Annotated in this window: 3 protein-coding genes; all 3 read left to right on the top strand. The window is 46.0% G+C overall.

Annotation, left to right across the window (positions count from 1 at the left end):
* Window positions 1-1,435: 1,435 nt before the first annotated feature.
* The 3 genes from L4X63_RS23520 (at window position 1,436) to L4X63_RS23510 (ending at window position 2,688) form a co-directional block, all read left to right on the top strand.
* On the top strand, window positions 1,436-1,675 hold the full coding sequence (locus tag L4X63_RS23520; RefSeq protein WP_250681107.1) for a hypothetical protein: 240 nt from the start codon (window positions 1,436-1,438) through the stop codon (window positions 1,673-1,675).
* 84 nt (window positions 1,676-1,759) lie between these two features.
* Window positions 1,760-1,993 (top strand): hypothetical protein, encoded by a 234-nt coding sequence (locus L4X63_RS23515; protein ID WP_250681106.1) that lies wholly within the window; start codon window positions 1,760-1,762, stop codon window positions 1,991-1,993.
* A gap of 299 nt (window positions 1,994-2,292) precedes the next feature.
* The gene (locus L4X63_RS23510) at window positions 2,293-2,688 is read left to right on the top strand and encodes a hypothetical protein (protein ID WP_250681105.1); all 396 of its coding nucleotides are present in this window, start codon (window positions 2,293-2,295) and stop codon (window positions 2,686-2,688) included.
* The last annotated feature ends 359 nt before the right edge of the window (window positions 2,689-3,047 follow it).

Genomic DNA, 3,047 nt, shown 5'->3' with positions numbered 1-3,047 from the left:
TGAGGCTTACACCTGAAGAAAGGTGCCAACCACAACAGGTGGAGGCGGTCTCCGCGGTACGGTGAAGTCGGCAAAGTTTATGAAAGTTAAGCCGCTTCGCCGCTCACCTGCAACCCGTTGGACGGGAAGAAGGAAAACCTTTGGGAAGAAACGATAGAGTTGCTGTGGCCGTTATCGCTACGTTATGCGGACTCTCCGCGTCTTATATGGCGTATGACATATCAGCGGTGTTATACAACGCAATTGGAACTAGACACATGATCGTCCGATCTCAGTTTGCGCTGAATGTCTTTTTGGCTTTCTGTTCCATTTTTATTCCGCTGATCGTTCCCATCCTAATACCTGCGCGACTTGTAAATACGTCAAAAGCGTTAAGGTTTTTTGTTGCTTTTTTAGCTTCCATAGTTGCGTTCTTAGCCTCGTTCATTGTCATACCCGATGCAATAACAATATGGTACTCGATTGATCAGTTTGGTAAATTACCTACATACTTTTGTCTAAATTTAATAATGCTAGGAATGTTGTTGGCGACTTACTTTCTGATAAAACCAGAACTAACAAAAAGGTACACAAAAATTTGTACTTCCAAAACTTCAGACTGATGACAGGAGCAAGTGAGGAGGCTGAGGGGATGCTAGTAACTCATGTAACATATAAATGCTGATGCGAAGGTCCAATGCTCCAACCAAGGGAGATGGACCTGACGAAAACCGGCCGGTCAACTTCCGCCGTTGTACGCTCCTAGAATAAGGACATTGGTAAGGACCTCAAAATGCTTGGACCTATTAAAGCTTTCAGTTTCATTTTTTTCTCTATGGTCGTTGGAACCATCATCAGTGAAATTTTCTACAAAAAGAGACCTCTAAAGGAGGTCAAAGCAGATTGGCAGCCACTTTTGGTGAAGGTACTTTTCGGGTATGTGGTGTTACTGGTGGCGAGTTTCTTATACTGGAAGGGACGGGTTCATTGAACAGCGTCACCACGAAAGTCGATTCCAACATTTGAAGGAACGCCGACATGGTACGTTCAAAATTGAAAGTGACTCCAGCCTTTAATCCCGGACAGCGAAAATTCTGCAAAAGATAATACACATAGAGAAGACAGCGCGAGACGTTGGAAGGTTAGGCAGGTTACAACCAAGGGGCTGGACCGGACTCGCGGTAGTAGGGAGCGGGAATAGTCAATGAAAGTTTGGCGCTCCGCCGGTCAGCCACCGCTGTTAGCGCGATAAATCAATAAACTGACTTACTCAATGGAAAAAATGAGTGCTACTCTAATTAACTTAGTTCTGAGCACGGTTGCCTGTATACCATTCATTCTGACTCTAAGAAGGGCCATATTGCTGTGCTCACCGAAGTCCCGCACATTGTCTCCAAATCTAGTATGGCTCCTTATCATTCCGTTTTTTACTTTTTTGTGGGAGTTTGTGGTAGTCGTGAAACTAGCTGAAAGTCTTCATAACGAATTTTTAAAACGAGGCATAGAGGCAGACAAGGCACCTGGTAAGACTATAGGACTCGCCGCAAGTATTCTTATTGTAGTTGCTATGATTCCGTATCGCTATTTTGATTTGCTCGTAGTTGCAGGGCTTCCTGCGGTAATTTGCTGGATTATTTACTGGGTAAAAATTTGGCGCTTCTCAAATCGACTAAAAGCTTCAGAACAATCAGCCTAACCTGCCGCTCAGACCGTGACCGGACGGATAAAGCTTGTCCGCAGCTCAAGCGTCGAACCGTTGGGATGCAGGGGAAAACTTTACATGGATAATGACGATAAGGATGGAAAACTATTCAACAGGTGCGGAGGTGCCTTTTTCGGGCTGATCGTCGGCTGCTTGGTTGTCGGTGCTTATGTCTTAAACCTATCCAAAGCCGAGTTTCATGACACCTCCAAAATAGGATTGCTGTCAACAGTCTTGGGATTTGTAGTGATTGGGGCTGTTTTCGGTGTTAAATTCATAGAGAACGTTCTCGATTGGTTTAGTTGGTTTTAAGGTGAACCTGGCATTGCCTCAAAAATGCACGAAAGGCACAAAAGGAAACCCCTCGTAATTTGGGGGACAGACCGTAGGGATAGGCTTAGAAAGTTATAAGCTGTCGAAGGGACCGGATATTCCTTATTGGCAACTCGCTAGGAAGAAGTTACAACCACTCGGGTAGACCAGACTACGCAGTATTGGTGAGATGGCATAAGTGAACGAAAGCGAGAGCGCTCCGCTGGTCACCCTCGATCCGTTGGACAGGAACAAAGTATGAAAAGGCTATTTCTGACACCACGGCGATTTTGATCTTCATGACGACAGCGCACGCCGGTGTGATGGGGTGGTTTACCTCGGAAGTAAGAGATTGGGAATTTATCCAAAAGACCGGCGGGCTTCGGGTGTTGGCTCCGGTCAAAAGGGAAGGAAAACTACTGCTGCCGGTAGAGTATGACGTCTCTGGATTAACAACGATAACTACCAAACCAATCATGATGAATTCTGGGCAGTCAGTGAGGAAGATTGATTGTAAAAGGGAAGGAACAGCAATTCTGATAGTGGTCAAAACACAGATTGCAGAAAAAGGCGTCAGTGCAGAACCATTACACTACGCCGACCTTGATGGTGCACCTCCTGGAACCTACAAGGTGTTTTACGGTGCTCCTTATGTCCCTGCCGATGGTTTAGGAGTTATTGAGATTAAGCAATAACAAAATACCACCGGCCAATCTCTGGCAGACATTGAAGGAAGAACGCCCAACAAATACAGGTGGAGACGGTCTTCGCGGGATGGTGCAGGTGGAATAGCTTGAGTAAGATGGGCCGCTCCGCCGCTCACCTGCAGCCGTTGGATGGGAAAGAATAAATGAATATTACTCGGAAAATTTGGATAGATGCACCTATCGTCATTGTGATTTCATTGGCAGTGGGTGCAGCGATGTATGATCTTGCCCGCCATTGACGGACGCCTTGTTAAGCGAGTAAAGTTCGCGACAGAGGTGATCCGTGAAGAAAGCAGAAGCACAAAAGAAGACTCGCAACCGTTACTCTCCGCAGTTCAAGGATGAAG

Origin of the sequence: Geomonas sp. Red32, assembly GCF_023652955.1 — a bacterium.
Lineage (GTDB): Bacteria > Desulfobacterota > Desulfuromonadia > Geobacterales > Geobacteraceae > Geomonas.
Note: the sequence above shows the minus strand (reverse complement) of the source record. Positions and strands in the feature narration are given on the sequence as shown.

Coding starts and splice junctions, on each gene's coding strand:
- L4X63_RS23515 (WP_250681106.1), top strand. CDS start 1,760: ATGGATAATGACGATAAGGATGGAAAACTATTCAACAGGTGCGGAGGT.
- L4X63_RS23510 (WP_250681105.1), top strand. CDS start 2,293: ATGACGACAGCGCACGCCGGTGTGATGGGGTGGTTTACCTCGGAAGTA.